The organism is Robiginitalea sp. SC105, from assembly GCF_014243345.1.
GTDB lineage: Bacteria > Bacteroidota > Bacteroidia > Flavobacteriales > Flavobacteriaceae > Robiginitalea.
Genome location: NZ_JACLZF010000002.1, coordinates 237,150 through 260,452, shown reverse-complemented (window position 1 = coordinate 260,452; position 23,303 = coordinate 237,150). Strand labels below are relative to the sequence as shown.

Annotated in this window: 24 protein-coding genes; 22 read left to right on the top strand and 2 right to left on the bottom strand. The window is 46.6% G+C overall.

The window, feature by feature from the left end; genetic code table 11:
* Positions 1 to 214 precede the first annotated feature (214 nt).
* From xerA to H7F20_RS10265, 15 genes are all read left to right on the top strand, one after another.
* On the top strand, positions 215 to 1,339 hold the full coding sequence (gene xerA / locus H7F20_RS10335) for a site-specific tyrosine recombinase/integron integrase (RefSeq protein WP_185786109.1): 1,125 nt from the start codon (positions 215 to 217) through the stop codon (positions 1,337 to 1,339).
* 96 nt (positions 1,340 to 1,435) lie between these two features.
* Complete coding sequence (locus H7F20_RS10330; RefSeq protein WP_185786108.1) at positions 1,436 to 2,416, top strand: alpha/beta hydrolase; 981 nt, start codon at positions 1,436 to 1,438, stop codon at positions 2,414 to 2,416.
* Between the two features lie 80 nt (positions 2,417 to 2,496).
* Positions 2,497 to 3,237 carry a DUF6090 family protein gene (locus tag H7F20_RS10325; RefSeq protein ID WP_185786107.1) on the top strand — a complete coding sequence of 247 codons (741 nt, stop codon included), beginning with the start codon at positions 2,497 to 2,499 and terminating at the stop codon, positions 3,235 to 3,237.
* Positions 3,238 to 3,385: 148 nt separating this feature from the next.
* Positions 3,386 to 3,823, top strand: coding sequence for a hypothetical protein (locus H7F20_RS10320; protein ID WP_185786106.1), 438 nt, complete (start codon positions 3,386 to 3,388; stop codon positions 3,821 to 3,823).
* Positions 3,824 to 3,954: 131 nt separating this feature from the next.
* Entirely contained in the window at positions 3,955 to 4,797 is an 843-nt protein-coding gene (locus tag H7F20_RS10315; protein ID WP_185786105.1) for a hypothetical protein, read from the top strand.
* 67 nt (positions 4,798 to 4,864) lie between these two features.
* On the top strand, positions 4,865 to 6,094 hold the full coding sequence (locus tag H7F20_RS10310; protein ID WP_185786104.1) for an agmatine/peptidylarginine deiminase: 1,230 nt from the start codon (positions 4,865 to 4,867) through the stop codon (positions 6,092 to 6,094).
* A 145-nt stretch (positions 6,095 to 6,239) separates the two neighbouring features.
* Positions 6,240 to 6,605: a hypothetical protein gene (locus tag H7F20_RS10305; RefSeq protein WP_185786103.1), complete on the top strand. Its 366-nt coding sequence runs from the start codon at positions 6,240 to 6,242 to the stop codon at positions 6,603 to 6,605.
* Complete coding sequence (locus H7F20_RS10300) at positions 6,605 to 7,255, top strand: amidohydrolase family protein (protein WP_370588522.1); 651 nt, start codon at positions 6,605 to 6,607, stop codon at positions 7,253 to 7,255. Before H7F20_RS10305 ends, H7F20_RS10300 begins: the two co-directional genes overlap by 1 nt.
* Before the next feature lie 159 nt (positions 7,256 to 7,414).
* The gene (locus H7F20_RS10295) at positions 7,415 to 7,822 is read left to right on the top strand and encodes a nuclear transport factor 2 family protein (RefSeq protein WP_185786101.1); all 408 of its coding nucleotides are present in this window, start codon (positions 7,415 to 7,417) and stop codon (positions 7,820 to 7,822) included.
* A gap of 78 nt (positions 7,823 to 7,900) precedes the next feature.
* On the top strand, positions 7,901 to 8,830 hold the full coding sequence (locus tag H7F20_RS10290) for a nuclear transport factor 2 family protein (protein WP_185786100.1): 930 nt from the start codon (positions 7,901 to 7,903) through the stop codon (positions 8,828 to 8,830).
* A gap of 65 nt (positions 8,831 to 8,895) precedes the next feature.
* Positions 8,896 to 9,264, top strand: a complete 369-nt coding sequence (locus H7F20_RS10285; RefSeq protein WP_185786099.1) for a hypothetical protein — start codon at positions 8,896 to 8,898, stop codon at positions 9,262 to 9,264.
* Positions 9,265 to 9,399: 135 nt separating this feature from the next.
* Positions 9,400 to 9,948, top strand: coding sequence for a DUF4440 domain-containing protein (locus H7F20_RS10280; RefSeq protein ID WP_185786098.1), 549 nt, complete (start codon positions 9,400 to 9,402; stop codon positions 9,946 to 9,948).
* Between the two features lie 81 nt (positions 9,949 to 10,029).
* Positions 10,030 to 10,866 carry a hypothetical protein gene (locus H7F20_RS10275; protein ID WP_185786097.1) on the top strand — a complete coding sequence of 279 codons (837 nt, stop codon included), beginning with the start codon at positions 10,030 to 10,032 and terminating at the stop codon, positions 10,864 to 10,866.
* A gap of 102 nt (positions 10,867 to 10,968) precedes the next feature.
* A complete protein-coding gene (locus tag H7F20_RS10270) occupies positions 10,969 to 11,883 on the top strand; it encodes an amidohydrolase family protein (protein ID WP_185786096.1) in 915 nt (304 codons plus the stop codon).
* Positions 11,884 to 11,887: 4 nt separating this feature from the next.
* Positions 11,888 to 13,165 carry an amidohydrolase family protein gene (locus tag H7F20_RS10265; protein WP_185786095.1) on the top strand — a complete coding sequence of 426 codons (1,278 nt, stop codon included), beginning with the start codon at positions 11,888 to 11,890 and terminating at the stop codon, positions 13,163 to 13,165.
* A gap of 8 nt (positions 13,166 to 13,173) precedes the next feature.
* Here the strand turns inward: H7F20_RS10265 and H7F20_RS10260 are convergent, their stop codons facing one another.
* On the bottom strand, positions 13,174 to 13,626 hold the full coding sequence (locus H7F20_RS10260) for a hypothetical protein (RefSeq protein WP_185786094.1): 453 nt from the start codon (positions 13,624 to 13,626) through the stop codon (positions 13,174 to 13,176).
* 172 nt (positions 13,627 to 13,798) lie between these two features.
* Here H7F20_RS10260 and H7F20_RS10255 point away from each other — a divergent pair, with 172 nt between their 5' ends.
* Positions 13,799 to 15,181 (top strand): sodium:solute symporter, encoded by a 1,383-nt coding sequence (locus tag H7F20_RS10255; protein ID WP_185786093.1) that lies wholly within the window; start codon positions 13,799 to 13,801, stop codon positions 15,179 to 15,181.
* 87 nt (positions 15,182 to 15,268) lie between these two features.
* Here H7F20_RS10255 and H7F20_RS10250 read toward each other — a convergent pair whose 3' ends face one another.
* Complete coding sequence (locus H7F20_RS10250; protein WP_185786092.1) at positions 15,269 to 17,137, bottom strand: hypothetical protein; 1,869 nt, start codon at positions 17,135 to 17,137, stop codon at positions 15,269 to 15,271.
* 196 nt (positions 17,138 to 17,333) lie between these two features.
* Between H7F20_RS10250 and H7F20_RS10245 the strand changes: the two genes are divergently transcribed.
* The 6 genes from H7F20_RS10245 (at position 17,334) to H7F20_RS10220 (ending at position 23,284) form a co-directional block, all read left to right on the top strand.
* A complete protein-coding gene (locus H7F20_RS10245; RefSeq protein ID WP_185786091.1) occupies positions 17,334 to 18,377 on the top strand; it encodes a peptidyl-alpha-hydroxyglycine alpha-amidating lyase family protein in 1,044 nt (347 codons plus the stop codon).
* Complete coding sequence (locus H7F20_RS10240; protein WP_185786090.1) at positions 18,370 to 18,633, top strand: hypothetical protein; 264 nt, start codon at positions 18,370 to 18,372, stop codon at positions 18,631 to 18,633. Before H7F20_RS10245 ends, H7F20_RS10240 begins: the two co-directional genes overlap by 8 nt.
* Before the next feature lie 50 nt (positions 18,634 to 18,683).
* Positions 18,684 to 19,193 carry a hypothetical protein gene (locus H7F20_RS10235; RefSeq protein WP_185786089.1) on the top strand — a complete coding sequence of 170 codons (510 nt, stop codon included), beginning with the start codon at positions 18,684 to 18,686 and terminating at the stop codon, positions 19,191 to 19,193.
* 154 nt (positions 19,194 to 19,347) lie between these two features.
* Complete coding sequence (locus H7F20_RS10230; RefSeq protein ID WP_185786088.1) at positions 19,348 to 21,024, top strand: hypothetical protein; 1,677 nt, start codon at positions 19,348 to 19,350, stop codon at positions 21,022 to 21,024.
* Positions 21,025 to 21,301: 277 nt separating this feature from the next.
* Positions 21,302 to 22,066, top strand: coding sequence for a DUF6090 family protein (locus tag H7F20_RS10225; protein WP_185786087.1), 765 nt, complete (start codon positions 21,302 to 21,304; stop codon positions 22,064 to 22,066).
* A gap of 48 nt (positions 22,067 to 22,114) precedes the next feature.
* A complete protein-coding gene (locus H7F20_RS10220) occupies positions 22,115 to 23,284 on the top strand; it encodes a P1 family peptidase (RefSeq protein ID WP_185786086.1) in 1,170 nt (389 codons plus the stop codon).
* The last annotated feature ends 19 nt before the right edge of the window (positions 23,285 to 23,303 follow it).

The following is a 23,303-nucleotide window of genomic DNA, read 5'->3' as shown; positions in this document are numbered from 1 at the left end:
TCGTGTTTCTGGGAACCGCGTCAAGCTCGCTTGAACGGGGGGAATAGAGACACGAAACCGCCCTGGCGGAGCCAGGGCAGGGTTTGCATTTGCAGCATGGGAGCCTGTGGAGATCACCGAGCGAAGCGAAGGTAATCTCCCTTCCCTTTCCATAGCGAACTGCTTGTTTTTAGCACCTTCACATATAAAATTAAGGCAGTCATGTTTCACCTCCATGCTCAACAAAAGCATCACCCTAAAGCACCTGTTAATTGGAGACGAACGCTGCATCGGGTTGCAATTCAAAGCCGATCGCGTTTTAATAGCCCTGGTGGAGCAATTGCCCGATGTGGCCTGGTCCGACCCGTTCGGCATGTACTTCATACCGAATACTCTCCAGAACCTTAAACTCCTATTCAGCAAATTCAAGGGGATTGCCTGGATCAACGGGAATTATTTCTTCGGTTCCAAACCCATCCCCGATTACCAGCCGGCCGATCGGTTTGCCCAGCGTCAGGAAACCTGGGAACGTCTCAAGGCCGAAAATTTTCCCAAAGCCTATCTGGACAAGCTCGAGTTGAAAAAATACGCCGACAACACGGCCCGGAACTACATCTCATGCTTCAGCGCCTTCATGCGACATGTAGACCCTACCCCGCTGGAGGAGGTCGATGAAAATACCATCAGGGACTACCTACTGGAGCTGGCCCGGGGAGACAAATCGGATTCCTATATCAATTTGTCTATCAACAGCATTAAGTTCTATTACGAAGTGGTCCTCGGCATGCCCAACCGGTTCTACAGCATTGAGCGCCCTCGAAAGACGCGCAAATTACCGGAAGTGCTTTCGGTGAAAGAAGTACTTGCGCTTCGGGCCGCGATCTCCAACCTGAAGCACCGGTGCATAGTGGGCTTGCTCTATGCCTCCGGATTGCGCCGGGCAGAAGTGCTCTCCCTTAAGTCGGACGATCTGCATTTTAAGCGCAAGCTGGTACATATCCGCCAGGGCAAGGGAAGGAAAGACCGGTACTCGGTGCTCAGCCCCAACCTCATCCCGGAACTTGAGGAATACCTTGAGCGCTATCAGCCCAGGGACTACTTATTTGAGGGGCAATGGGGAGGCCCCTACTCGGCTACCAGCGTGGTGCGCATTGTAGCAGCTGCCGCCGAAAGGGCGGGCATAAAAAAACGCGTTACTCCCCACATGCTTCGCCACAGCTTTGCCACCCACCTGCTGGATAAGGGCGTGGATCTGCGTAAAATCCAGGTCCTGTTGGGCCACAACTCGAGTAAAACCACCGAGATTTATACGCATGTTGCAGAAAGTTCCTTCAAGGGGATTGTGGATTTGTTATCTTAGACATAGATCGCATATAGTGCATAACGCACTATATTCATACGTTGTAGCATATTATAAATGATGAACTTTAAAAACATATTTAAAACCTGCATAGGCATGATATTATTTCTGCCTTTAGTAGCTAATGCCCAAAACAAAGCTTATATATCCAAATTAGTAACTACCGACAGACTTACCGTAGAATATATAGATTTCGGTGGTGAAGGCACCCACATAATAAATATTCAAGGCGCCCATAATTTTTTTGATGAAAGTTCTGACGAACCATTTATAGTTGAAACAAACAATAATTGGATTAATTTTTGTCAATCCTTCTCTGATAAATATCATGTGTTAGCGCCTTTAAATAGAGGATTTGGTCAAACTGACGATGCTCCAGAAAATTGGAGTGTTAAGTCACAGGTTGAAGATTTAATTTCCTTTATGGATTATTTGAAAATTGAAAAAGCATTCTTTTTCGGAAAAGGGCCTGCTGCAAAGAACATGCTTTATCTCTCAGAAAATTATCCTGAAAGAGTTCTTGGCATTGTATTCGTTCAGGCCATGATGGTTTTTACTGATATTAAAGACTCAATTGCTGCTGAATACAAATATTATGATGAGGTTAAATCGTATGAATCATCAGAATTTAAGAAATTCAAACCAAGCAGTAATAAAGAGGTTTTTCGCCCTAGAATATTTTCAGACTCTATCCTAAAAATCAATAACCCAACTCTTTACTTCTTTCATGAAAAGTATGATAATCGAACTTTATGGCAAGGCAGGATAGAAAGGTTTATTCAGAGAGTAGAAAAAAATCCAAATTATGATTGGACTAGCTACAGTAAGTCTAATGAGGTAAATTCTTATTTTAAAGAATTGGCCTCGGATAAAAAAAGGATGAAATATATTCAAGAGTATTTTGAAAATAACAATCCATATCCTCAAATGAATTCAGCTATAAGAAGAGCATATGGAAATCACCTGGTTCAGTTCAATGAATCAAATGATAATTCAGATTCTTGGTGGACATTGATTGAGAACGTATACATTCCCGTAATGAAAGGCTTTTTCTATATTAATGATGTTAAAGAATAACATGCTACAACAATGTATATAAGCCATTGAAACGGCTCATATACTTACCGTTGTGCTTCATTACCAGAAACCAATAACAAATGATTAAATTCTTTAGAAAAATTAGACAAAGTTTACTCTCTGAAGGTAAAACTATAAAGTATTTAAAGTATGCGATTGGAGAAATTGTGCTTGTGGTTATTGGAATTTTAATTGCACTTCAAATCAATAATTGGAATAACAACAGAATAGAACACAAAATTGAAACGAATATTTTAAGTGAAATTCTAGTAAACCTTGAAAAGGATGTCATTAACCTTAATTCAAAGATTACGTATAATAATGATAAAACCAAACTCAACAGAGACGTTTTGGAGCATTTAGAACAGAGAACACCCTTAACTGATTCATTAAAATGGTCTTATGCTAGAATAATTGGAAGAGGTAACTTTGAACCAATAACTGTCGCTTATGAAAATCTAAAATCTAAAGGAATAGACATCATTCATAATGATTCGCTCAGAATTGCTATTTCTGAATTGTATGATTTCAAATATTTCTACTTAACTGAAGATTTAAGGTCCGATTATGAGCATGTGAAATCATTGCATGAGACTGAAGCATATAAGAATATCAAGACGATATTTAGAGGTGATTTGTCCCAACGATGGGCAGAGCCCGTGAACCTAGCAGAAATACAAAATAACATCTATTTTCAAGAAGTATTAAAACAAGCTATTGGTTTTTATTCGTATATGAATAGTAATTATAAAAGAGGAATAAAAGAGAATATGACAGTACAGGAGCAAATTAAAAATGAATTAAAACAAAGAAAAAAATAACGAAAGCACAACAATGGCTATAAGTAATTGCTTGTTCTCGCCTACTTCTGAAAATCCTCAAGGATTTTCAGTTTGGTATGTACTTTTAAAGTTAAGTGCTAAACCACGCAACTACTCATAGCCGACGCGTTGTGCATAATTGTGAAATGTGAGAAATTTACCCTACCTCTACATACTGCTGCTTATTCTGATAGGGTGCAAGGAAAATAGTTCGAACAACAATGTCAACAATCAACAGGATATTGATCATGCAGAGATTGTTCAACTCATATTGAATGCCCCTATCCTTCAACAGTGGCTACACGGTGAAGTGCCTGAAAGATTACCGCTGAAAATATTAAAATCTAGTTTTATCAATGACTCTTTAACGGTCTATAAATTTGGCTATACGGTAAGAATAGTTGATTCAACTACTATTGCGCGTGAAGAAATTAAAGATGCTATAATATTAAAAATAAACAGATTAGAAAAGGATACTTTGAATTTCTCCATCTATCATCAAATTGAAGGCGCACATGTATGGGGTAGAGTGATTCCGTCAAAGCAAGGATGGATGCTAGAAGTTGTCGGAGCCGGGGAGGAATAACTATGCACAACACCGGGTATAGCTCATGGCTCTCCGCTTGGTCGCTTTTTGCTAACTTAAGAACATACTAAAAAGCTCGTGGCGCTTGCCACGAGCCATACCCAAACCGTTAGCCACCATTAATTGCATTTATGAAATCAATCCGAATTTTACTTTTACTCCTATTTCCAATAGCGGTGTGTAGTCAGTCGATTGGGAATAATTCCAAAAATGACTATCAATTAGTACCGGATAACGATGGAATCCTGGTCGAAAAATTTGATTCAATCAACGTGGATGAAAACAAGTACAATACAAATAATAGTGTTTTTAAGCCAGGAACCTCATTTAAATATGCCTTTGAGCATCTCACAGCAGCTGGAGAGCAACTATATTTTAAAGTCAATTCGGATCAAAAAAGTTGGGATTTTGTCGCGGTGGATAAAGCCGATTCCAGGACCATCAAATCTGTGGTTATCCAGGTTATGGCCGGCAACCCTATGGCACAATATGTGCCAGATTATAATCAGACCACAATTGCGTACATTTTTTTGGAAGGTGAGCCATTCTCAATGTCAGGGGTTATCGAGAATGAAGCCAATGTCTGGGCTCACCCACCCCGCGATCACTATTTTAAAATCCTGGAGTTAAATCCGTTTCCCTACATAAAAGCGCCCTATGCGGTAGGAACGGAATGGACTTGGAATTTAAAGATAGGAAGTAAATGGGGCGACCAGCGATGGAAAACCTGGGATGGTAATATTGACAACACATATAACTACAAAATAACCGATAAGGCAGTAATTAAAACTCCACTTGGAGAATTGGAATGTCTTGTAATTGAATCAACAGCGGCAAGCGAAATTGGTACAACGGAACTTGTCGCCTACTTCCATCCAAAATATGGTTTCGTTAAATTGAATTACACCAATATTGATGGAAGTAAAACAAATCTTGTATTGACTGAATACATTGAAAATGAAATGGGTGGCTAACATTGTTTGTAAGCCATATGCAAACGGATACGGCTCATACACTCACCGTTACCTTCAATTACTAAAAATGAAAGAATTTTTTTCAATATTACTCATATCCACTTTAATCATTGGATGCTCTTCGACAGGTAATTCGGAAAAACAATACGTTTATCCACCCGAATGGGAGCCACATGAAGCAATCTGGGCAGATTTCAACTTCGAACCATACAATGGTGTACCAAACGAACGGGCACGACTAGAACTGATCTCAATACTTTCAAGGTATGTAAAAACTAAAGTGGTCTACGATAATGATTCGCTTATGGAAGTAGGAAAGTCATCTCTGTTAGAATTAGAAGCAAATTTCGACAGTCTTGAATTTATCAAGCTTCCTTACCAATCCTCATGGATGAGAGATCCACTCATGTTTGTGACAAATAGAGATCAAGTTAAAATTCTTGATTTTGAATGGAGTTGCTACGGGATTTATAATTGTGAAGATGATCTTAGAGGGCAGCTTTCAAATACACTTCAAAAACTTTATGGTTATGAAAAAGATTCGACTGGTTTATATTTTGAAGGTGGAGCAATTGAGGTAAACAGTAATACAATCATTGCTTACAAGGTCTTGGCAACTCAGCGCAACACTGATAAAACAATTGAGGAAGTAGAGAAAATTCTACTGACCAGGCTGGGAAAAGAGCAAATTATTTGGCTAGACAGGTTTCCTCTGATTGATAAACCTATGTTGAAAATTGATCGATTCGTAGGGCAAGGAGCCAATGGCCATATTGATGTAACAACTCGTTTTTTAAATGATACCACAATTTTAGCTACTGTTATTAGTGAAGATGATCGGGATAAAAATGCTTTGCTAGCTCATGACTACGATGTTTTTCAAGAAAATCTCATTCAACTAAAAAAAGCAAGGCAACCCAATGGAAAACCCTACCATATCGAAACTATAGAAGCACCTGATTATTCGTTGCATGGTTTTCCATGGGTCATGAACGAACCGCTTTATTATGGTTTGTTTAACCAGGAAGAAAGAGAGAAGATTTCTTTAGGGGATTCCATTATCATGGTTCCTGCCCTTGAATATGCCAATTTCACAATTACAAATGGGGTGGTGATCGCTTCTAAATATTGGAAGGAAGGAATGCCTGACTCTGAGAAAACGAAAGATAAAAAGCTTCGTACTATTCTGGAAAGATATTTCCCAAATCGTGATATCATCATGATGGATGCACTCTCCATTAACTGGGGAGGCGGAGGTATTCACTGTAGAACACAGCAAGAACCTAAATTAAACTGAAGGTAACAATGTATATAAAAAATAGGCGAAAAAATTCTAAAACTAAGTCTTTTGACTTGTGTCGAATTTGGTGCTCAACCGAAAGTTTGATGATTCGAAATCGCCTACTTTTCATATACTAAACGTTGGGCGCAATCATTAAACCGTGAGAGTAATTCTAATATATTTCGCAACAGTATTACTAATAGGGTGTAACTCGAAAAGAGAAACAAAATCAAACCCTGAAGGCAATGAGGTTTATAAAGGACCCATAATTGATATGCATGTGCATTCGTCATTTGAGGAAGAATTCACAAATGGCGCCATATGTTTACCAATAATTAATACGATACAACACTTTGATCCAAGAGACAATTATCTGGAACTTTGGAACGAGAAATTTCAAAATCCAGAATGTGAAGATCCAATTTGGGCCCCCAAATCCTATGAAGAATTTGTACGGCGTATAAGGCAACAATTTGAACAGTACAATATTGTTGGGGCTGTGACCAGTGGCCCCCTCCAGATGTAATATTCCTTCAAGAGCGGATTGGCAAGCAAATTATTCGGAGCTCACAATACAGAATAGGCCGTGACAGCATTGATCCAGATAGCCTCCGATCACTCGTTAAAAACCATGACTTTAAAGTGCTGGGCGAAATCTCTAATCAATATGAAGGTATTGCACCCTCGGATTCTCGAATGCATCCTTACTATGCCCTGGCAGAAGAATTGAACATTCCCATTGCGATTCATATGGGAAGCGGACTTCCAGGCCATTTCTATTTTGAACCAAAAATGACCCCTCTCCTCTCCAATCCATTGGAGTTGGAGCCAATTATCCGGAAGTTCCCAAAATTAAGAATATCCGTTATGCATTACGGTGAACCATTCATAGATGAGTTAATCGCGATGATGGGTAATTTCCCGCAGATTTACGCCGACATTGGTGGTATACAGGTCTATTATCCTCGTGAGTACTTTTATGAATATCATCTGAAAAAATTAGTCAGCGCTGGATTTGGAAAGCATATTATGTTCGGCTCAGACATGATACTATTTCCTGAGCTATTGGGACGTGCCATCGAAGTAATCAATGAAGCACCTTTCCTCTCAATGGAACAGAAAGAAGATATTTTTTACAATAATGCTGCAAGGTTTTTAAATCTCGATGCGAAGTAAGAAATAAACTGCGCCCAACATAGGATATAGGTCATGCCATAAGGCACGATCTATACCCACACCATTGTGTGTCAACTAGTAACCCCTCTAAAAACAAAAGGATATTTACCTCTAAACATTTGAATGATGAAAACATGCTGTTGCTTCTTACTAAATCTCATGCTCGTTGCCACATTTGCTTTTGGGCAATCAGATGATGAAATGGATATCAGGAAACTGGAAAAACACTGGACCGAATTGCTCGATAAGGGGGACACAACCTCATTACTGGAAATTTGGTCAGAAAACTATGTGGTGAATAACCCAAATGGAAAAATTGTTACGACCCAGGATATTGTGGCGCTTATGAAAGGCGGGCATAAATTTCCCGCAGTTAAACGAATTATTGAAAATATAACTTTCAATCAGGACATTGCCATTGTAATGGGTAAGGAGCTGCAACAGCCTTCAAATATGAACCCCAACAGTGAGGAATGGATACCGAGGAGATTCACCAATGTTTGGATAAAAACCAAAAGTGGATGGCAACTGGCAGCAAGACAGTCATCAAAAGTAGTTGCTGAATAGCTCAGGCAGATTATAAAATAAAAAAGCGTTCACACAACAAGGGCTTAAAAAAATGCGCAGCAATGAATTCAACTCATAATGAATAGAAATTCGAGAATTCACATTTTATCATCTTCACTACTCTTCTTGCTGATTGTGAGTTGTCAGTTCAATCGGGATACAACTGATATAAGTGAAGAGGCAGCATCCGGCACAATAAATTCCACTTCAAATGAAGAAGGTGAAATAATAGCTGCCGTAGAAAAGATATTCAGGGCAGCTGGTAACTATAATCTGGAAGAACTGGACAATCTCACCTTTGACAAGGCTGTGATAGGATATACCAGGGAGCAAGATGGTGTATGGAAAAATACCGAAGTAACAATAAATGAATACATCAAAAACATTGAGAACAGGGAACTCAGACCCTATATTGAAATAGTGGGCGACTATGATATACTGGTTACTGAAGAACGTATGGCCCTGGTAAGAGCAGATGCGGTTGTAAATCGTTTTGGTATTCCTGGCTTAAGAGAAGTTAACCATATGATACTCATCAAAGAAAATAAACAATGGAAACTTCTGAGTATAGGCTGGACCGCACATGAACAATCTGAAGAAAAAAGAAAATTTGACATAAACATTTTTGCCCAAGGCTATGCCCAGGCCTGGAGCGGGAAGCGACCGGAGTTTGTTGCTATGTTTTTTGAAGAAGATGGATCGTTACAAGTCAACGAAGGAGATTCTGCAACCGGGAGATCTGCCATTTCGAACGTTGCACAAAGTTTTATGACCAAATTTCCAGATATGGAGGTTCGTTTTGATAGTTTAACTCCCAAACCGGATGGAGTAGCGTTTCATTGGACATTAACTGGAACGGATGCGGACCGCAACGGAAAGGGACATAAAGTGAAAATTAGTGGATTCGAGCTTTGGACGATGAGTAAAGGAAATCTGATTAAGGACTCAAAAGGCACCTTCTCTTCAGAAGAATACAACCGACAACTCAAATTTGGAATTGACAATTAAAAATTGCTGCTAACTCTATATAAGCGGTATTAAGACAACCCCATAAACTACCCGTTAGGCAGTATATGAAAGCGCTTAAAGCAATTGTTGTATTTCTGGTTATTTCTTGCCAAAACTCCGATTCAAAAGGAGTTGAAGTTCAGCTGGTAAACCAATCAGAAAATGCCATTACGCAAATCAAATTTTATACATCCGGCGGTAAGGATACATTAGAGCTGCATGCATTGGAGCCAAATGAGACATTTGAAGGATTTCTTTCTATGGAATTTGAACAAAGCGACGGCACGTACATCCTGGACTTAAAACGTCAGAATCTTCAAATGGACCATTTCATGAACGGTTACTACGCGAACGGCGCTCCATTAGACAAGAAAATTGTAGTAACCATTTTACCAGATACGGTAATGTGGCATTTCAGGCAATTGGATTATTAATAGCAATGCACCCCAACGGCTCTTACTCATAGGCCTTCGACTGATCCTTTTTGCTAACTTAGAAGTCAAACGGAACCGCTTGATGCTCGGCCAAGAGTCACAGCCAGGCAGTTGTACCTCATAAAATCAAAAATGATGAGAAAGTTATACTCAATGGCTGTATTAGGCCTTGTATTATTGTCATGCAATGAGAATGAAAAGTCAACCAACACTGTTGACGAAGAAGTATTAAATCATCAGCAAATTGAGCAGGAAGTGTGGAATGCGATTGAAAGTCGATTTAAAGCGTGGAAAGACAATGATTTTGATACTTATCTGGCATATTATCATCCTGAGTGGAAAAGATGGGCGTCAGGAAAGGATGAACTGACAACAAAAGAAGAGATAGCAGGCTTTTGGGCAATCATGAAAGAACAGGAAGAATGTATAGAAATGGAGGTTACGCCGATTTCCATTCGTTTGTCAAATGATGGAAGATCTGCCATTGCACACTATACCCATACAGAAACATTCATATATCAGGGAGAAGACAAGCCGGATGGAAGGACGAAAGGAAATACGTTTAAAGGTACTCTTAGATGGAGTGACTTCATGATCAAGGAGAACGAAAAGTGGCTTGTAATTGGAGGCCATAGAGATATGAGTATGCCTGAAGGAAAATTAATTCAAGTAAAGGCTAAATAACATTACGTGGTACAACAATGTATGAACTGCATTCATTCGCAGCTTATACGAAACTGTTAGCTTTTATTTAAAACCAACTTTATGAAAAAAATAAACTTCGCACTCATACTACTTACTCTATTAACGTCCTGTAATTCCAAGAAATCAAACAAGGATACTGAGAATAAAGTAAAAAGAGTAAATTCTGATGTAACCGTTGTAATTACAGATGACTCATTTAAAGCACCGGATTCTGTTCCTGCTGGACTCTTAAAATTGAAGCTATCGAACAATTCATCTGGAATGCATTCTGCACATCTTATCAAATTGGATAAGGGATATACAACTGAACAATTAATAAAAACCTATTCAGACTCTATTAGGACCGGAGGCGTTAGACCAAAGTGGATGACGCACAGAGGTGGAGTTATTTCAGAACCTGGGTCAAGTGAAATCGAACTCCTACTTGATTCTGGAAACTATGCATGGGTTTGTGTTATGGGCGATGATTCTGCGCCTCATTTCGCAGGATTCGAACACAAATCTTTTAAAGTTTACGGAACACTTGATAAGTCTCAAAATTTACCGCAATCTGATCTGACTATAACGATGACCGATGAAAACTTTGAGTTAAGCAGTCCTATTTCTAAAGGGAATCAATCTATCGAGGTAGTAAATTCAGGTTCAAAATATCATCTGGTAGCCATTTCAAGATTAAATGAAGATGCAAAAGCAGAAGATGTGATCAATTGGTATACTAATTACAATGGTCCCCCACCAGCACGAGGAATAATAGCGACATCTGCTATCGGACCCGAATTAGCAGCAAGAATTAATGTCGACTTTAACTCTGGTGAATATGTCCTTTTTTGTATGGCTAATGCTGAAGGAAAGTTCCATTTGCTCGATGGAGCCATAACATCATTTACAGTTAAATAAATACAAAAGCAAACATAGGAAGGCTATGAGTACGTGAAAAATTCATAGCCGACCCTCGCAACTGACTATACTCCAAACCGTCAAACTCAACCCCTTCACCCCATGAACAGAATACTACTGATCATCTTAATAGGCCTTATAAGCACGGATGTGCTGGTCGGACAGTCCGAAATAATAGACATGCACATCCATTCGTATACAGAGTCGGAAATTCGGGAATTGACCAATCCAACCGACTATTACGGAACTCCGGGTTCCGCATCGGCCGGGGAACTCAGGGAAGCTACCTTCAGGGAATTCGAGAAATGGAATATTACAACGGCTGTTGTGAGCGGAAGCCCTGAAAGTGTTCAGGAATGGGTGTCAAAAGACAAGAATCAAAAAATCATCAGGGGTATTTTGATTTTTCATCCCGACGACTATGGCCTTGATGCAGAAAAGTTTGAACAAATGGTCATCGACAAAGAAATTGAAGTATTCGGGGAAATCGGGGCATATTACAGCGGTACGACCCTGAGTGATGCGATCTGGCAGCCCTATCTGCGGATTTGTGAAAAGTATGACATCCCGGTTGCTGTTCATACCGGAGGAGGTGATCCCGGAGGAACCTATTCCTGGTCGCCAAAGGCACGGCTGCGGTTGGGGGACCCGTATTTGATTGAGGACGTATTGGTGAATTATCCCAAATTAAGGATCTATTTAATGCATAATGGAGGTGAAGAATGGCACGAACACGCTTTGCGGCTTATGGCGTATTACCCCCAACTATATACGGACATAGGCGTAATGTTATGGGTTGAGCCCAACACCCAGCGAACGGTAACCGACTTTTTAAGGAATGCACAACACGCCGGATACCTGGACCGGGTGATGTTCGGGTCTGACCAGATGACATGGCCATACGCGATAAGCAAATCAATTGAATTCCTGAATAGCCTGGAATTCCTTACTGAAGAGGAAAGGGAAGGTATATTCTACAACAATGCCGCAAGATTCCTGAAACTGGAAAAAAACTGAGAAAATGAAAAAATCCCTCTTTCTGATTGTATGCTGCACCCTCAATGCCTTGTTGCTTACGGGCCAGAACAGGACTGTAATTATCTGTGGCAACCTGATCGACGGAATCAGCGAAACCGCCAGGGCCAATACGGTCATCCTGGTCGAGGGGGAGCGGATTGTCCGGGTCGGGACGCGGGACCTTATTGCGCCCGGGGACTCCATTGTCGATTTATCCGGATATACCGTTATGCCGGGCCTGATCGACATGCACGTGCACCCCAACCTGAATGTGAGCGACTACCAGATCAGCCACCTGAAGGGCTCCTCTGCCCATAAGGCGCTGGTAGGGCTGAAAGCGGTGCAGGACCTGCTGGCAGCGGGGTGGACCACCTTGAGGGTAGCCGGGGACGGGGATGTAGGATATGCGAATATGGATATCCGGGATGCCATCAACAACGGCTTATTCAAGGGGCCGCGCATCTACGGGGCCGGACACTACCTGTCGATTTCCGGAGGGGGAGGCGACATCAATTTCCTTTCCCACGAGCAGGAGCTGATCCCGGATGGCCTGATCGTGGACGGGCCCGAAGAAATGCGGAAGGCCGTCCGCCGCGAGATCAAATACGGCAGCGACTGGATCAAGGTATTGGTGACCGGTGCCTTTATGAGCGCCGGTGATAACCCGAACAATGTCCACATGAGTAGTGAAGAATTGAAAATGGCGGTGGAAGAGGCTGCCCGGCGTGATGTGCCCGTAATGGCTCACGCCCATGCCGCAGAGGGGATCAAGATGGCGGTAAAAGCCGGGGCACGGACCATTGAGCACGGTTCCTTTATCGATGAAGAAGCCATGAACCTGATGATCCAGCATGGTACCTGGCTGATACCGACCCTCTCCGTCAGCACCTATTACGAAGGGACGGAAGATGCGTATTTGCAAAAGGCAAAGGAGATCCGGAAGCAAAGGAAGGAGTCCATGTACCGGAATTACCAGCTGGCCCGCCGCAAGGGGGTGAAGTTCGGGTTGGGATCTGATTTTGTCGGGTGGCCCGCCCCCTACTCCGGCAATGAATTCGCCGAGTACCTGAAGCTGGGATTTACTCCCATGCAGGCAATCATCACCGCGACGGCCGTCAACGCGCAAATTTTGAAGAAAGAAACAGAAATCGGCACCCTTGAAGCAGGAAAGTATGCCGATATTATTGCCACAAAAGGCAACCCGCTGGACGACATCTCTGAAATGACCCGGGTGAAATTTGTGATGAAAGGCGGGGAAATCATCAAAAATGAGGGGTTATAGCCCCGGGCCTATGGCAGCAGGTTCATCCTTTTGAATGCCTCAAGTACGATGTTCTTGTCCGTCGTACCCCGGAACCCACTGAATCCCACCGAGAAATGAAGGCCATTCTTCAGGGTAACGGGTTGGCCGCCTACCCAACCGATAAGGTCCGGGTTATCGATACCATTGGCGTTTTCCGGGATCTCCCCGGTGAATACCCGTCGTTCGTATTCCCCGGTTTCAATTCCGGTGAGCCAAACCTGGCTTGCCTTGGTCCATGCAACCCTGAATGACTGGCGCTGCCTGACCGTGTCGGACCCGAACATTTTGCCATGGACCCTGCCTTCCCCGTCGATCAGGCATACGGCCGTATTGCCCTCTGATACACGGGAATCCTCTGGTATTTTCATGGTTTCCCGGACCTCCGCCTCCAGCACGGCATAAAATTCGTGGAGCAGGCTGTAAACTGATTCGTATTGCATGATGGGTTTTTTAAGTACCTAAATGTAAACATGTAAGAGCCATTTCCAACGGAAACCGGAAAAGAATTACGGCCTGACAAAGATGGTATTGAATAAATACATAATTTGATGCCAGGGCCAACACGCCTAAAACCCAACAAGGCCAAACCAAAAGGGGCAATACCGAAAATCCATGAACGCAACCCAGTTTTTAATTCTCGTTTTCGGATGCCTGTATTTTGGTTTTATCCTTTTTACGCGTAAAAAAGGGAACTTTGAGGAGTATTCCGTGGCCGGGAGGGGGCTGGGCTTCTTCCTGATCTTTTCCTCCCTTTGCGCTTCGTTTATAGGGCCCGGCTGGACGATGGGATTAACCCGGGATGGCTTTTCCAGGGGGATGTTTATGGCCTGCCTGATTCCGCTTTGCGGGGTGGGTTTGATCCTGGTTGGCACCCTGTTGGTTCCCCGAATACGGAACAAGTTCGGGGATATCTACTCGATTGGGGATTTGGTCGGGGGTAAAAATGGACACAACCACAAAATCATCCAGCTGGCCACCGGTATCGCATCCCTTTTGTTTTTCGGGTCCGTAACGGTGGCCATGAGCTATGCGGGCGGGGAATTGATCAACAACGTCTTTGGTTTTTCCAAAATCGGGTCCATCATCATTGTAACCACCATTGTAATCGTCTATTCGTATTTCGGGGGTATCCGGGCAACCATCCAGACGGATGCCGTCCAATTTGTACATTTTATCATCCTGATCCCCATACTGGCTTTTTTGATCCTTTCCGACGAACAGTTTTCCTGGCAAGAGTACGTTGAGGTGACTGTGGCCCAGACTACCGGTGAATTCAATACACAACCCATGATTGGCATATTCGGTTTCGGATTGTTATGGCTTTTTAGTTCAACCGGCCTCGATGCAGGCGGGTTGGGCAGGTTCCTGGCGTCGAAAAGCAATAAGGTAGCGCGGAATGCGGCTATTGCCACCGGCTTGTTTTTGTCCGTCTGGCTTGTACTTATGGTCTTTATCGGCAGTACCGGGTATTACCTGTACCCGGAACTTGGCAATAGCGACCAGGTGTTGCTGCATATCGCTTCTGAACACTTTCCGGGCATCCTTTACGGGATATTCATTATTGCCATGATTGGGGTAGTCATGTCCACCCAGGATACCGTCCTGAACGCAGGGAGTATCCTGTTCAGCGAAGACATCATGGGCGCATTGCGACCGATGACGGAAAAGCAAAAATTAAAGGCCGCCAAACTCTACACGGTATTGATGGGGGTGATCTGTATTATGGTGGCCAGCTACCTGTCTTCCATCCTTGAAGTAATCATCCTTATTACGGAATTTTACATCCCCGTAATGATCCCCGTAATCGTCTTCTCCATCCTCAAAAAAACCCTGTACTGGCAATCCGCCCTTGTTTCCATGTCCGCAGGGCTTGTCTCGTACATCATCTGGAAACAGTTTTTCAGTGCCATCCTGCCGGAGTTGGCCGCAGCCCTTTTGGTCAGCACCTTATCCTATCTGGCAAGCGATTTTATATTAAACAGAAAGTCAGGCTGACGGATGCTGGCTGAAAACCAGCTGATCAAATACCTGTAACACGAAAGAATACACAAGAGGAACGCAATTGCAGGATGCATGAGGGCCCTAGAAATAGCGCCTCCAGTGGTACACCAGCCGCATCCCCATATACCAGACCGATTCAAGGTCAACCGCATCCGCATTTGCCGGGGCCAGGGTCCTTTCCCTCCAGGGCACATCCACGCCTACGGAGAACTGCACCTTGAGGCTGGCGCTCTGCGTATTTGAAAACGTCCGGGTGGGTTGATACTCCAAAAAGGGGAAGTCCCATTTGGTAGACCGGTAGGCCACCAGGGATGTCTCATTGAACGTCCTGTTGGGAATAACCAGGGACTCCTGGATCCGGCGTACCCCGTAGAAGGAGACCCCCACTTCCCTGCCCAGCACGAACTGGAAGCGTCCGATCCCCGTTGAAATACCCGATTGCCAGGGAATGAACCCCCCATTGCCCGCTGTCACGGCCATGCGTTCAAGTGTTTTTGGGGAGGCCCATGAAAAAATAGCCGCCCCCAGGATCAGGTCGCCGGGGATGAGCCAGAACGGCATGCGCACCCGCAGGTTGTAGGCAGACCTTCCCGGGATGGTAGCCGTAACGGAACTTCCCTGTATCGTGGAACTCGGGTCGGTAAACTGGCTGGTGGTCGGTGAATCCTGGCGCCATCCTACCTGGATAAACGCCAGTCCATCCCCGGCCTTGTTCATCACCCCGTCCAGGCCAAGTCCGAATACCAGGTTCGCTTCGATACTCCCGATAAGGGCCTGTTCCTCCTGGCCCGGGCCAAACCCACCGTTCAACCAACCGGTCTCCACGGAAGACGAGGCACCGATGAACGGCCCCAGCTCGGTGCGAAACCGGGCCAGCTGCCCCAATCCTTCCACAAGGCCCGGAGTGGGCGTACCCAGCAGTACCTCATCCAGCAGCTCCCTGTTTGTCAAACCTATGGGCATATTGTTGTTCGCGCACACGTCGAAGGTGTCGGGAAGAATTTCCAGGTCCCCCGGGGGGACAAGGGTTCCGCCCCTACCCTCCAGCATTGCCTGGCAAAACTGCTCCAGGCTGGTTTGAACCGCTTTGGCAACAACCAACGCGTCTGCGGGGCGCATGTACGCATCACCCGTGAGGACCAGGCGCTGTTCATCCCAGGTCTCGACCTCCAGCCCGGCCTCATTGTAGTGGTCGTGTGTCCCCTTGCGCTGGGCTGCATTCCCCCAGCTCCCGACCACGTGGCCTGCGGCAAAAGCGTCCTCCAGGAAATGGAGCGCAAATGCCTCGTTGGCCATGGCCGCCAGGAGGATTGCAGATCGCTGTTCCCGGGTAAGGTTGGGCGAATTTGACTGAGCTACCCTTTCCATTGCCCTGGTGTGGAAATACCCATACGCACCGAGGGCATTGAGCGGGGCGCCCTCCTGCAGGCTTTCGTTGAAATACTCCCCTGCAGTTGCCGCTACGGTGGTCCGCGCCAGCAGAAAATGCACATTGTTGGTCCCTGCACGCGTGGCATAGTCGCTGTCGGCACGTTGCAGCCTTATGTCGGAATTCCGGATCGCATTGATGGTCTGATCCGGTCGCTGGGCTTTGGCCAGGTCGTTCTGCAACCTGGTGGCGATGTGGTCTACCCGCAGGATCCAGTCACTGGCAAGGATAATATCCATCATTTGCTCCGGGGAACAGCTGTGGTCCCCCGCTATGGCCGGCCAGGAAGCAAAGTCGAGTACTTCCGGGTCCAAACCATGCCCGGGATCCAGGATTGAAGGGGACAGCCGGTCCTCGTAGCCTATCCGGACCTGCGCCCAGATTTCGTCCAGGATCCTTCGGTACTCGGGGCCCAGTTGCTGGATGGCCAAATAAGAGATCTGACGGTGTTCCGGATAGACCCAGGCCTTCCCGGGCCAGGGGAACACTAAGAGCGCTAAGCATAGAAGCAGGCGTACCATTTGGTTGGAAGGGAATAGTCTTGCAACTAAAGATAGCAAACTACCGGAAAGGAAAGCACTCCGGGAGCAAAAAGACAACAATTGTGGCGTTGAACCGGAAGGAAGCCAAAAAATAGAATTGCGAAGGGAAAAAATAATGTAGATTGATCCCTTGGTGAAAATCACCTCTGAAATTGAAAAATAACAATTGAAACACATGGCAAATTCCAACATCATAAAAATACCGCATCAGCTATTGGCGGTCCTTTATCTGTTGTCCGTACTGCTGGCTGCAGGTTGCGGGGAACCCGAAAAAAAGACACCGACTGAAACCGGGATTCCCGATTCCTATGAGCTGGTGCAAGACTGGCCCGACCTGCCGGAAGATGTGGTACTGGGCATGCCCACCGGATTGGGAATGGATGCTGCAAACAACCTGGTGGTCTTCCACCGGGCGGGAAGGCCCTGGATGTTCCCCCCGCCCGAAGAAAAAATTGAAGGCAATACGATTCTTACCATCGACAGCGAGACCGGAAAAGTATTAAAATCTTGGGGGGCTGGGTTATTCCTGATGCCCCACGGACTGGAGGTGGATCCGGATAACAATATATGGATCACGGATGTGGGCTTGCAGCAAATCCTGAAATTCAACCCGGACGGGGAACTCCTTTTGGCAATTGGGGAAGCAACGGTTTTAGGCAACGATTCCACCCATTTTGCGCTGCCAACCGATGTGGCGAGTGCGCGGGACGGATCGTTTTATGTGAGTGACGGCTATGGGAACAGCCGGGTGGTCAACTATTCAGGGGAGAACACCTTTTTATTCGAGTGGGGCGAGAACGGCCCGGACCGGGAATCCAACAGGAGCAAGGACAAAGGCGGGTTCAATACCCCCCATGGGATTGACCTGGACCCCTCCGGAAATGTCTATGTGGCCGATCGCGAAAACAACCGGATCCAGAAATTTGACGCTATGGGTAAGTTCCAAACACTATGGCAGAATACATCCGCCCATCAGCTCTACTCGGTTGCCTTTGACCCGAAAAACGAACTCCTTTTTGCCATTGATTACGATTCCATCGCTAAGAGCTCGACCATTTTTCGTTTTGACCTGGACCTGAATCTGCAAATGCAATTCAATAATCCATCAGCCCGCTACCACGACATTGCCGTCGACGACCAGGGAAACCTCTACCTGGGGGATATCCTGGAGAATAAAATCCAGAAGTTCCGGCCTGTAATAACCGGGAAAAATGAATAAGGATCCCTGCCAAGGCATCTGGGTCATGACGCCCTTTTTAACTAACAATTTTGAGATAGATCCAAGCAATGGAATGGCCATACCCAACGATTACACTGCGCTGATAAACGATCAGCAATTCAAAAATAAACTGACCTACCTGATGTCTATCAGGAGATACGGGGTTAATCGGAGCAAAGAGTTAAGTATCTTAATCAAGGGGTTAATCGCCGAAATTTCAGAAGAAGTTGAGCGGTTAAGAAATGGAAAATCATGACCGGCTGGCTAAATCTTAATCCTCGCCCAAGAATCCATAAAACGCAAAATATGTTCAGAAAAATGCTGCTCCTTGTTTCCCTGGTATTCTATTCTTCTGTCTCCGGACAATATACGGATCAGAAATATGCGGAAGACGTCCAATCGATCGATGCCATCATAAACGCGTACTACGATGTGGTTTCCGGTGCGGGCAGCGACCCCTGGGAATTTGAACGGGACCGGTTTATCCATGCTGAGAATGCCGTGATTACGCGGTTAGACGAAGAAGGCAATGCCGAATCCCATTCCCTGGAGGCCGAATACATCCCCATGGGGCTTGCTCCCCGGGAGGATTTCTATGAAAAGGAGTTGAAAAGGGCGGTGAGCCACTTTGGTAATGTCGCCCAGGTCTGGAGTGCCTTTGAAATTCGGAAGGACCCGGAAGTTGCAACCAATATCAGGGGGTTGAACAGTATCCAGCTGCATTTTGAAAAAGGCCGGTGGTGGATCGACAGCTGGACCTGTGAGATGGAATCCGGAGAGGCCTCCCCGGTATCGGATTTTTTGGGAAAAGGATAAAATATCAGCCGCAAGGCCTACCCTCTCCTTCCCAAATGCATGGCATGCCCGTAACCCTTTCCCGCACATAAGACCAATCCGCGGAATTTCCCTAAATTGACCTAAAATCACCCCTGGAAACCCTCGCTTCCACGGCAAGTTGTACCAACCACCTATGAAAACACCTCCCCTTATCCTCTCGCTTTTGACCGTGCTGCTGATCAGCTGCCAGGGTGACCCAAAAGCGGAAATCCCCGGTTCCACAGCCGACACAACCCAGTTTACATCCAATGACTACCGCGATCTGGCGGCCTTGTTCCAGGAGTGGCGGGCCTTTGAAAAACCCCCGCTCCGCGACGGCGCCCCGGACTATACAGCCGAAACCTTTGAGGCGCGATGGCCCGAATTCAAAGAACTCCAAGCCCGGTTACAGGCCATTGACACCACCGCCTGGCCGGTGGAACAGCAGGTGGACTGGATGGTTACCTGGGCGGAGATGAATGGCTACGATTTCAACTACCGGGTATTGCAGCCCTGGGCGCGGGACCCCGCCTATTACAAGTCGGTATGGACCGACCGCAGCGATGTGCCCGCCCATGAAGGACCCACCCACCATGCCACCACGGAACTCTGGACCTACCGCTTCCCCCTGTCGGCGGAAGAACGAAGCAGCTTGCTGTCCGACCTTAAAATCATTGCCCCCCTGAATGCCCAGGCCCGGCAAAACCTCACCGGTAATGCCCGGGACCTGTGGATAGCCGGCATCCGGGATATCCGGGAACAGGGGGTGGTGCTGAACGACCTGAAAATGCAGGAACCTGTCCGGGGCGATGCGGAACTGGTTTCAGTGATCGATGAAGCCATCGCCTCCACGGAGGAACTCGTTTCCTGGTTGCAGGCCGAATCGGAATCCAAAACGGGGCCCTCGGGAATCGGGAAGGACCACTACACCTGGTACCAGCAAAATGTCCACCTGGTCCCCCTGACCTGGGAAGACGAGGTAATGCTCCTCAAACGCGAACTGGCCCGGGCCTGGGCCTCACTGAAACTGGAAGAACACCGGAACCGGAACCTCCCGGAGCTGGTGGATGCCAACTCCCCGGAAGCCTATGCAGAGATGGCCGACGCGGCTGCCAGAAGCCTGATGGAATTCCTGGACCAGCAGGATATCGTAACGGTGAAACCCTATTTTGACCCTGCGTTGCGGGAGCATTTGGGGGCGTACGTACCCCGGGAAAAGCGGAACTTTTTCCTGATCGGGGAACATTTTGACCCCAGGCCCCTGTACTCCCATTTCTACCATTGGTTTGAGTTGGCGCGCATGGACAATGAGCCGCATGAAAGCGAGGTGCGCAAAGGCCCCCTGCTGTACAACATTTTCGATTCACGGAACGAGGGGACTGCCACCGCGGTTGAGGAACTATTTATGCAAGCCGGTCTGTATGACGACAGCCCCAGGACCCGGGAGATTGTCTATATCATGATCGCGCAGCGGGCTGCCAGGGGGCTGGGCTCGTTGTACGCCCATGCCAACGAGATGACCATGGAGGAAGCCGGCGGCATCCACAGCGAATACACCCCCCGAGGGTGGATGAAGACCGAAAAAGAGCTCCTCCTCTTTGAGCAGCATTTATACCTGCGGCAGCCGGGATATGGCACCAGTTACATCACGGGCAAATACCTGCTGGAAAGCGCCCTGGCCGACTACGCCCGGTTACGGGAATCCCGGGGTGAACCCTTTATACTTAAGGATTTTTTGGATACCCTGAACCAAATCGGCAACATCCCCATTTCGCTGGGGCACTGGCAGATGACGGGATCCAGGGAGCCACTGGAATATCTTGCGGATTGATTTCTGGGCAATCGCATTACCCACAGAACCTATCCTGGGGCGTATACACCCGATCAGCTGGGTTGGGCTGGGTTGGTTCTATGTTGCCTGGATCATCTCCATTTACTCGTAAACCAACCTTTTCAGCACTTTGGGTACTTTCTCCCCCCACCATATATAACCGGAGGAATTTTGCTACCTTGATCTTTATGAAATTCAGCATCCGCTGTAGCGGTTGCCGGGAATATTAGGCATATCAACTGCAACGCTGCATTTCATACCAGCCAACCCGCAACCCATGATTGCATTCTTCCGCAAAATCCGCCAAAGTCTGCTTAACGACTACAAAATCAGCAAGTACCTGATTTATGCAATCGGCGAGATTGCCCTGGTCGTAATAGGAATATTGATCGCCCTGCAGATCAATAACTGGAACGAGGACAAGCTTCTGTTAAAAAAGGAAATTGAAATCCTGCAGGCATTTGACCTGCAATTTAAGAATGACCTGGTCCAGTTCGAAGAAGGGCTGGCCTTCTACCGGCAAAATGAAAATTCCATCGACATCCTTTTGGACCACCTGGAGAACAACTTACCGTATAACGACTCCCTGGACCAGCACTTTTTTACCTCGACGCGTATTTTTATTGATGCAGACATGGCCAACCACGTATTCGAAACATTGAAATCAGTCGGTGTCAGCCTGATATCCAATGAGGTCATCCGGAATAAAATCGTCCTGCTTTACGAAGACGAAGACCTGTGGATCAAAAATTTCGAAACCCTTTACATCGAATTCCTGTTTCGCGCCAGGGATGAGTTGTTCCCCTCACGATTCAAGGATTTCTGGCAAGGTGACCATACCGATCTCAACTACAGCGGGGGCACCATGTCCCCACTGGATTTTGAACAGTTAAAAACGGATCAGGCCTACCTGTTCTTCCTGAGGTCGCAGAGGAATCAATTTGGTTGGCTTATCAAAAGGCCCCTGGAAGACACCCGGTCTAAAGTGATCGCTTTGCAAGAGGAGATAAAAAAAGAAATCGATCGACTTGAAACGAATTAACAGGAATTCCGACCATCACAAATGAAATCTTATTCTGAAACCAACCCTATGAAAAACACGCTAATCACCCTGTCTGCTCTGTTCCTGATAAGTCAGGCCTTTGGCCAAAACCCCAGGGCCCGGGACCTGGGCATCCCGCTGGACGGGCAGCCGGGGCCCCTGAATGCGATTACCGACGTCAGCGGGGTAACCGTAGGGCATACGACCCTCATATCCGGCGACGGGAAACTGGAAGTGGGCAATGGCCCCGTCCGGACCGGGGTAACGGCAGTTTTGCCCAGGGGAAAAAAATACGACCCCGTATTTGCCGGGTGGTACAGCCTCAACGGCAATGGGGAAATGACCGGCACCACCTGGATGGAGGAATCCGGCTTCCTCGAGGGGCCCGTAATGATCACCAATACGCACAGCGTAGGTGTTGTAAGGGATGCGGTGGTGGAGTGGCAGTTCAAAAACAACGTATATGACCCGCTTCCTGATGAACCGGACGTCTTTTGGGCACTGCCCGTGGTGGCAGAAACGTATGACGGGGACCTGAACGACATCAACGGATTCCATGTAACCAGGGAACATGCGTTTTCGGCCCTGGACAATGCCAAAACCGGGCCGGTTGAGGAGGGCGGTGTCGGCGGCGGCACCGGCATGATCTGCCACGCCTTTAAAGGGGGGATCGGGACTTCCTCCCGCCAATTGGAGGTTGGCGGGACCACCTACACCATCGGGGTGCTGGTCCAGGCCAACTACGGGAACCGCAGGACCTTCACGATTGCCGGGGTGCCCGTGGGTAGGGAAATCACGGATCTCATGCCCGTAATGGACCCGCTCAGGGCCGAAGAAGACCGGGGTTCGATCATCGTCATCGTCGCAACAGATGCGCCCCTGCTTCCGCACCAGCTCAAAAGGCTTGCCCGCAGGGTCCCCATTGGCATCAGCCGGCTTGGGGGATATGCCAGCAATGGTTCCGGGGATATTTTCATAGCCTTCTCAACGGCCAACCCGGGTGCCGCCAGCCGGGAAGAAGACCAGCAGGTCCGGATGATCCCCAACGATAAAATGTCGGGGCTCTTCGAAGCCACTGCCCAGGCCACCGAGGAATCCATCCTGAATGCACTGGTGGCCGCAGAAACCATGACCGGGAAGAACAATACCACCATATACGAACTGCCGGAGCAACGGGTAATCGAAATCCTGAAAAAATACAACCGGATAGCCGAGTGACTACAATCGCACTTTTCTG

Excerpts from the sequence above, each read along its gene's own strand:
- H7F20_RS10285 (WP_185786099.1), top strand. The coding sequence starts at position 8,896 with ATGAAAGCGCTTAAAGCAATTGTTGTATTTCTGGTTATTTCTTGCCAA.
- H7F20_RS10295 (WP_185786101.1), top strand. The coding sequence starts at position 7,415 with ATGCTCGTTGCCACATTTGCTTTTGGGCAATCAGATGATGAAATGGAT.
- H7F20_RS10325 (WP_185786107.1), top strand. The coding sequence starts at position 2,497 with ATGATTAAATTCTTTAGAAAAATTAGACAAAGTTTACTCTCTGAAGGT.
- H7F20_RS10290 (WP_185786100.1), top strand. The coding sequence starts at position 7,901 with ATGAATAGAAATTCGAGAATTCACATTTTATCATCTTCACTACTCTTC.
- H7F20_RS10235 (WP_185786089.1), top strand. The coding sequence starts at position 18,684 with ATGTTCAGAAAAATGCTGCTCCTTGTTTCCCTGGTATTCTATTCTTCT.
- H7F20_RS10275 (WP_185786097.1), top strand. The coding sequence starts at position 10,030 with ATGAAAAAAATAAACTTCGCACTCATACTACTTACTCTATTAACGTCC.
- H7F20_RS10230 (WP_185786088.1), top strand. The coding sequence starts at position 19,348 with ATGAAAACACCTCCCCTTATCCTCTCGCTTTTGACCGTGCTGCTGATC.
- H7F20_RS10330 (WP_185786108.1), top strand. The coding sequence starts at position 1,436 with ATGATATTATTTCTGCCTTTAGTAGCTAATGCCCAAAACAAAGCTTAT.
- H7F20_RS10250 (WP_185786092.1), bottom strand. The coding sequence starts at position 17,137 with ATGGTACGCCTGCTTCTATGCTTAGCGCTCTTAGTGTTCCCCTGGCCC.
- H7F20_RS10220 (WP_185786086.1), top strand. The coding sequence starts at position 22,115 with ATGAAAAACACGCTAATCACCCTGTCTGCTCTGTTCCTGATAAGTCAG.
- xerA (WP_185786109.1), top strand. The coding sequence starts at position 215 with ATGCTCAACAAAAGCATCACCCTAAAGCACCTGTTAATTGGAGACGAA.
- H7F20_RS10240 (WP_185786090.1), top strand. The coding sequence starts at position 18,370 with ATGAATAAGGATCCCTGCCAAGGCATCTGGGTCATGACGCCCTTTTTA.
- H7F20_RS10315 (WP_185786105.1), top strand. The coding sequence starts at position 3,955 with ATGAAATCAATCCGAATTTTACTTTTACTCCTATTTCCAATAGCGGTG.
- H7F20_RS10245 (WP_185786091.1), top strand. The coding sequence starts at position 17,334 with ATGGCAAATTCCAACATCATAAAAATACCGCATCAGCTATTGGCGGTC.
- H7F20_RS10280 (WP_185786098.1), top strand. The coding sequence starts at position 9,400 with ATGAGAAAGTTATACTCAATGGCTGTATTAGGCCTTGTATTATTGTCA.
- H7F20_RS10260 (WP_185786094.1), bottom strand. The coding sequence starts at position 13,626 with ATGCAATACGAATCAGTTTACAGCCTGCTCCACGAATTTTATGCCGTG.
- H7F20_RS10255 (WP_185786093.1), top strand. The coding sequence starts at position 13,799 with ATGAACGCAACCCAGTTTTTAATTCTCGTTTTCGGATGCCTGTATTTT.
- H7F20_RS10310 (WP_185786104.1), top strand. The coding sequence starts at position 4,865 with ATGAAAGAATTTTTTTCAATATTACTCATATCCACTTTAATCATTGGA.
- H7F20_RS10225 (WP_185786087.1), top strand. The coding sequence starts at position 21,302 with ATGATTGCATTCTTCCGCAAAATCCGCCAAAGTCTGCTTAACGACTAC.
- H7F20_RS10265 (WP_185786095.1), top strand. The coding sequence starts at position 11,888 with ATGAAAAAATCCCTCTTTCTGATTGTATGCTGCACCCTCAATGCCTTG.
- H7F20_RS10270 (WP_185786096.1), top strand. The coding sequence starts at position 10,969 with ATGAACAGAATACTACTGATCATCTTAATAGGCCTTATAAGCACGGAT.